Annotated in this window: 6 protein-coding genes and 1 pseudogene; 3 read left to right on the forward strand and 4 right to left on the reverse strand. The window is 63.1% G+C overall.

Translation table 11 applies throughout. The features are described from left to right. The 3 genes and pseudogenes from B7L68_RS02850 to argF all read left to right on the forward strand — a co-directional run. Positions 1-262 (forward strand): annotated as a pseudogene (locus B7L68_RS02850) (sulfide reductase); the annotation flags it as partial. 53 nt (positions 263-315) lie between these two features. Then, entirely contained in the window at positions 316-1,119 is an 804-nt protein-coding gene (locus B7L68_RS02855; protein WP_101958001.1) for an initiation factor 2B, read from the forward strand. 62 nt (positions 1,120-1,181) lie between these two features. After that, on the forward strand, positions 1,182-2,105 hold the full coding sequence (gene argF / locus B7L68_RS02860) for an ornithine carbamoyltransferase (RefSeq protein ID WP_081246178.1): 924 nt from the start codon (positions 1,182-1,184) through the stop codon (positions 2,103-2,105). Positions 2,106-2,136: 31 nt separating this feature from the next. On the opposite strand, the gene B7L68_RS02865 is transcribed toward argF, so the two are convergent. The 4 genes from B7L68_RS02865 to B7L68_RS02875 all read right to left on the reverse strand — a co-directional run bounded on the left by B7L68_RS02865 (position 2,137) and on the right by B7L68_RS02875 (position 6,188). Then, positions 2,137-3,000 (reverse strand): aldo/keto reductase, encoded by an 864-nt coding sequence (locus B7L68_RS02865; RefSeq protein ID WP_081246179.1) that lies wholly within the window; start codon positions 2,998-3,000, stop codon positions 2,137-2,139. Between the two features lie 21 nt (positions 3,001-3,021). After that, entirely contained in the window at positions 3,022-4,482 is a 1,461-nt protein-coding gene (locus B7L68_RS02870) for a hypothetical protein (protein ID WP_081246180.1), read from the reverse strand. An 849-nt stretch (positions 4,483-5,331) separates the two neighbouring features. Beyond that, complete coding sequence (locus B7L68_RS08605; protein ID WP_162008395.1) at positions 5,332-5,469, reverse strand: hypothetical protein; 138 nt, start codon at positions 5,467-5,469, stop codon at positions 5,332-5,334. A 29-nt stretch (positions 5,470-5,498) separates the two neighbouring features. Next, complete coding sequence (locus tag B7L68_RS02875; protein WP_238136294.1) at positions 5,499-6,188, reverse strand: DUF72 domain-containing protein; 690 nt, start codon at positions 6,186-6,188, stop codon at positions 5,499-5,501. Positions 6,189-6,196 lie beyond the last annotated feature (8 nt).

Consider the following 6,196-nt stretch of genomic DNA (forward strand, 5'->3'; position numbering starts at 1 on the left):
GGCCCTGCTGGCCGCCGCGCTTGTGGTCGTAGCCGGCTTCGTCGACAAATACGACTTGATAATAGAGCCGCAGACGGCCCATATATCCTACAGCCTCGGCGGCTGGGCCGGCGTCGGCTCGATCCACTACGCCCCGGCTCCGTCCCAGATGGAGATAGCTATAGGCTCGGTGCTGGCCTACGCGGCCCTCCTCGCGCTCGGCGTGTTGCTGCTGCCCCTAAAGCCGGGCGAGAGGCCGAGGACGCTCTATATATTCAAATAATCCCTTTTCCCGGCCCCGCGCGGGGTTTTTTTAGCTCAAGCCCCGTCCCTCCAGTGTTGGACCTGCTCAGGTCCGAGCGCGTGAGGGGCGCCTCCTGGTATCTAAGGGAGGCCCTGCGCATCTTGGCCGAGGCGGAGTCGCCGGAGAGGGCGGCCGAGGAGATGAGGCGGGTGCGGCCGGGCATGGCGCCTCTGGACCTCATAGCCCTCGTGGTCGAGGAGGCGGCCAGACGCGGCGTTGAGCTGGGGGCGGCCGTCGAGAGGCTCCTCGCCTACGTGGATAAGGCCCAGGAGGACTTACGGCGTACTATCTCAAGCCTCGGCCTTAGGTGTCCCGCGGATTTCGCCACTATAAGCTTCTCCCGCGCTGTGGGGGACTTCGTCGCCGCGAGGCGCGGCTGTATCCGCAGTCTGTACCTGCTGGAGTCGAGGCCTGGAGAGGAGGCCGCCGAGGCCGCCGAGGAGTACGGCAGACACGTAGACGTAGTGCCGATCCCCGACTCGGCCATGGGCGCCGTCCATCCCGACTACGTCGTGGTGGGCCTCGACGGCCTCTACGCGGACGGCTACGCCTTCAATAAGGTCGGGACCCTCCCTCTGTTGGCCACCGCCAGGTCTATAGGCGCGACGTCCGTCGCGGTCTTCGAGAGCTATAAAGCGGCGCCGTTGCCCAGCCCGGAGCCCTACAGAGTAGCCGTCGAGACCTTGGGCAGATCCGTCGAGGTGCCCCTCTTCGACAGGTTCAGCTCGTCTCTGATAGACATAGCGGCGACGGACCTCGGCGTCTTCGAGAGGCCGGCGGGCGAGCTCGTCGAGAGGGCCTGGGCCGCCGTCAGGAAGGCGTTGGGGCTGGGCTGAGGCCGTCGCCTCGGCGGCCGGCTCTGCATCAATGCATAAATAAATAGGCTATATACCGCTATATGTTTAGGGGGAGGGACGTCTTGACGTTGATCGAGTTCAAGCCGGACGAGGTCGTCGCGTTGCTGGAGATGGCCAAGGAGTTCAAGGCGAGGTACCACGCCGGCGAGATATATACGCCGATCCACCTCGGCAAGACCGCCGTACTTATCTTCGAGAAGCCCTCCACGAGGACGAGGGTCTCCACGTCGGCCGCGGCCCACCAGCTGGGCATGAACGTGATCGTGGCGAACCCCCAGGAGCTACAGCTGGGCAGAGGGGAGACCGTCCCGGACACCGCCAGGACCCTCTCGCGCTACGCCCAAGTGATAGCCGCGAGGGTCTATAGACACGAGACCCTGGAGGAGCTGGCCCAGTACGCGGACGTGCCCGTCCTGAATCTGCTCTCCGATAGGTTCCACCCGCTCCAGGCCCTCGCAGACGCCCTGACCCTCTGGGAGAAGCGGGGTAGGCTCCAGGGGCTGAAGGTGGCCTTCGTCGGCGACGTGGGGAACAACGTGGCGGCCAGCCTGGTGGTCATAGGCTCCAAGCTGGGCTGGGAGGTGAGGCTCGTGGGGCCGAGACAGCTGTGGCGCAACGACGTCTCCAAGCTGGCGGAGGACGCGGGATGGACCGGGGCGCGCGTCTACCAGACGGACTCCCTGGAGGACTTGAGGGGCGTAGACGCCGTGTATACCGACGTCTGGGTCTCCATGGGCTTCGAGAAGGAGGCTGAGGAGAGGGAGAGGCTTCTGAGGCCCTACCAGGTGAACTCGGCGGTTATGGAGGCGGCGGGGCCGCAGGCCCTCTTCATGCACTGCCTCCCGGCGCATAGGGGCATGGAGGTCGCCGACGACGTGATCGACGGGCCGAGGTCGGTGGTGTGGGACCAGGCGGAGAACAGGATGCATACGGCCAAGGCCGTCCTCGCCGCCGTGACGCCCTAGCCGCGGGCGGCCGAGGGGATCCGCCCTTCGCTCAATAGGTGACGTAGCTTATCCTCTCTGCGACCTCCCTGCTTATTCTGTCCAGCCTCTGCCAGTCCTCCTCGGAGAGCGACCACCCGACCGCGCCCGCGTTCTCGGCCACCTGCTCGGGGGTCTTGGCGCCCGGTATCGGGTATATGGCCGGGTCTCTTATCATCCAGTTGAGCGCTATCTGGGCCGGCGTCCTGCCGTACTTGCCGGCAAGCCTCCTCACCTCGGCGATCAGCGGCTCCGCCTCCCTCAAGTTGTGGGGCTGGAAAAGCGGGTCGTTCCTCCTCACGTCGTTGAACGGCGGCAGGTTCTCGGCCGTGTACTTGCCCGTGACGGCTCCCTTGGCCAGCGGCGACCACGCGATCAGCGATATCCCGGCCCCCCTTAGATAGGGCAGGAGCTCCTTGTCGGCCTCCCTCTCCAGCAGATTGTACCTATTCTGGCTCGTCGCCACGTCGACCTTCGAGAGGCACCGCCTCGCGGCGTCAAGCAGCTGGGGCGGGTAGTTGCTGACGCCTATATGCCTCACGAGGCCCCTCTCGACGAGGTCCTCAAGCGCCTTCATGGTCTCGCAGATGGGCACGTTATGCCAGCAAGAGGGCCAGTGGAGCTGGATCAAGTCTATCGCGTCTACGCCAAGCCTCCTCCTCTGGTTCTCCACCGACTTGAACACGTCGGCCCTCCTGTGCCAGTCGCCCGGTATCTTGGTCGCTATGAAGACGTGGCCCCTCAGCCCCAGCTCCCTCACAGCCCTGCCCAGAAACTCCTCGCTCCTCCCCCTGCCGTAGACCGCGGCGGTGTCGAAGAAGTTTATGCCGAGCTCGTGGGCCTTGGCGACTATGGCCTTGGCCCTCTCGTAGTCCATGCCCCTATTGTTTCCCCGAGATCATATCACATGTTGACCGATATTGAATAGAAAAAGGGGATGTCTCTTCAGGATCTTTTCGGCGATCTCCCTTTGCCACGGTGTACCGTTCTTCGCCTTATCGGCGAGATATAACGCTATGACCCTCTTGACGGCTTCGTCCCTCTCTGCCAACCTCAAGAGATCGGTCATACTGATATATACCACGTAGTAGGAGTGTTCGCGATACACGTTAGGCCTAAATCCGGCCGACTCAAGCTTCTTGGTGATAGCGAGCGCCTCCCCGAGATCGCGGACGTAGCGTCTGGCGCAGAACGAGCCGCCCCTACCGTTGGAGAGGCATAGGGACGCTACAACGCCTGCCACGACCACGTCGCCTCTCTCCGGTTTGTCTACCTCAGCGGGTGAAGATTGCTCTGTGGGGATTTCGCCGTTATACGCCTCCCTGAGGACGTCTATACTCCTCTTCGTCTTCAACCTATAGGCCGTTCTGAAGGCATCGTCGGTGGCCAGCTTCACGTCGATCCACTTGTGGGCCCTCAGCAGGTCCAGCAACACGCTGTATGTGCCAGCTACCTCTCTAAGTCTCTTGAATGCCTCCTTGCCTGTGGCTACGAGGGCCTCGTTTGCACCGTTAGTCCTCGAACTCAGCTTCCAAGGCTCCTTGGCCGCAATCACCAGACGATATTTATTATGTAGGATTTTCTTTCGCATGTTCTTCCCGTCCCCTAGCCACATTGTTAACACGGGTGCCCACTCTCCATGCCTGAAGTAGTCCACCACTAGATCTATGGCCCCCGCCTTATCCCATTTTTGTCTCCAATCCATCGCTTTGATATGTACATTTACGCTTGCCCCCTTGCGCGTTAAGTTGACTGTAATGATGCGCACGTGAAGTTCTCCATACCTTGTCACGGCCCAAGCGAATACTTGCCAAGGCTGTGTGGTGCCCATGAGGGGACGGCCGCCCACATTGCCCTCATCGCTCGCCCTCCAGCCCAGCTGAAGCAACTCCAACCTCTCGCGCGGAAGCTTCAGTATGTCGGGGAAGCGTACCGAGGTGTTTACGCCGTGGATTGTGATTTGCGGTGCGGCTACTTTGGCTATGTACATCCACGTCCCGTCCGGCGTGTATAGCTTGTTCCCCTCCATCCTGTAGGTGCCGTCGGCAATTGCGTTGTATATCGCGGTCAGCTTCTCTCTTGCCTGCCTCCGCGCCTCCAGCAATAACTGCTTCATCGCGTCTCTGAAGTGGAAGAGTTGCCTCCTCTCCTCCTCTGTGAGCGGGAACGCCTCGGCGATCCTCTGCGCCGCGTATTCGACGTATGTTATCCACGCCGGGAAGGCCCAGTCCGCCGGCCCGCGGAGCTTGCCGTTCTTCTCTACGGTTGCCAGAACCTCCTCCACCGTCGGCGGCTCGGCCGGCCTCAAGGCCAGCTCAAGGCGGTGCCTAAGTTCGTCTATAGAGAATTTCCTCTCCATGTCTCTATCGGAGGTTGCCGTTAAATTGATTCGATGCGCCGTTGTCCGGCCGAATCGAGCCGTAGCGCATGCGGGGCGTCCGGCTGATCGAATTCGCCGTCTGGGCCGGCCCCTTCACGGCGCGTCGGCCGCAGGAAGCATCTGCGCCTCCGCGGGCCCCGTCCGCCCTCGGCCGCGCGCTTGCAGGGGCAACCCCGAATTAATGTTGACAGGGGGCTAGCCCCCTGTGGGCACGCTCTGCGGAGGGCTCCCTGTAGATCGAAGGAAAGAGAAGGGGGAGGGGGCAAAAGGGAGATTTAAAGCCGAGGACGTATTCAGCCGCTCCGGGCCTTGCCGCGCGGAAAGGGGCGGGGAAGGGGGCCGCCCCCTCCGCCGGGCCTGCGCCCCGAGAGGCGGAGTCCGCCGGCGGCGCCTCGACGGCGCCCGTCCATGCGCGGCTCCGCATTGCGCCGACACGGCTCCACGCCCCTCGGCGTTCCCGACGTTTACAGGGGAAATCCTCGGGAAGCTTGACAGGGAAGTTCTTCCCTGTAAGACTTCCCGGAGGAAATCCCTGTTGGCATGAGGGAACCCGTCGAGGGGTGGTTCAACTTAGCGGTGCACCGCGGAACGTGCATGGATGAGGACATGGATGCGTTCGGGGGATGTTATACCGCATGTATGAAGCGCTGCGTGGACGACTGCCGCAGGGACCCCGCGATATGCCCTGGCGCCCGGGGGGCTGCACCGCCGAGCGCGGCGAGCTCCGCCCCGCCGAGTGCAGGCCCGCCGACATCGACATGGAGCCGGCAGGCTGGGAATAACCCCCTCTTTTTCCCCAACCTCCTTTCCGCGCGGCGGAGCACCCCCTCAGGCGAGGGCGCGGACGAGGCGAAGGAGGGCTAATGGAACCGAGGCGGCTGAGGAGGCGTTTTCGTCGAACTGCCACACGCCGAGGCCTACCCTGGACACCTTCATGTCGGTCTTGCCCAGCCTTATGTAGTCCATGGCCGCCGGCCGGCGCGCGTATAAATTCTTTACGTCCTCAGGAGGCGCAACATGGCGCGGGCGTTTTCCAACATCCAGTGGTCGTTGTTGAAAAAGACATAGATCCTCTCGGGGCCCAGCGAGAGGACGCGCCGGGCCGTCTCCTCCAGCTCCTCGGCGGTATACTCGTGGGCGTACCACGCGGTCCTTCCGTGCATGCGGAGGTAGACCACGCCGTTGGTTTCGACGATCCACGCGGCGCCGGGCTCGTCGACGGAGACCGCGGTTATGCCCAGCTCTCTGCAGAGGTCGACGGTCTCCCCGTCGAACCAGCTCCCGTGCCTGAACTCCACGGCCAGCCTTTCGCCGATCCCCGACGCCTCGGCGAACCTCCTCAACCTCTCGACGTTGGCAGGTCTTCTGTCGAAGGAAGGGGGGAGTTGGGCCAGATAGAAATCTATAAGGGGGTCCAACGGCGAGAAGAGGTCGCGGAACTTCGCCCAGACCTCCATCGCGTCCTCCTTAAGCCTCTTGACGTGGGTCAAATATCTATGTATCTTTACGGCCCAACGGAGCGCCCGCCCCTCCCGCGCCCACGCCTCCACTTGCATACGCCGGGGGAAGCGGTAGAAGGAGGCGTTGAGCTCCACGGCGTTGAGGCCCGAGTTGGCCGCATACCACCTCAACCCGTCCGGGTTCCAGCCGTACATCCAGCCGCTGGTCCCCACGTAGATCTCCACGGCCCTAA

Source organism: Thermoproteus sp. CP80, assembly GCF_002077075.2.
Lineage (GTDB): Archaea > Thermoproteota > Thermoprotei > Thermoproteales > Thermoproteaceae > Thermoproteus.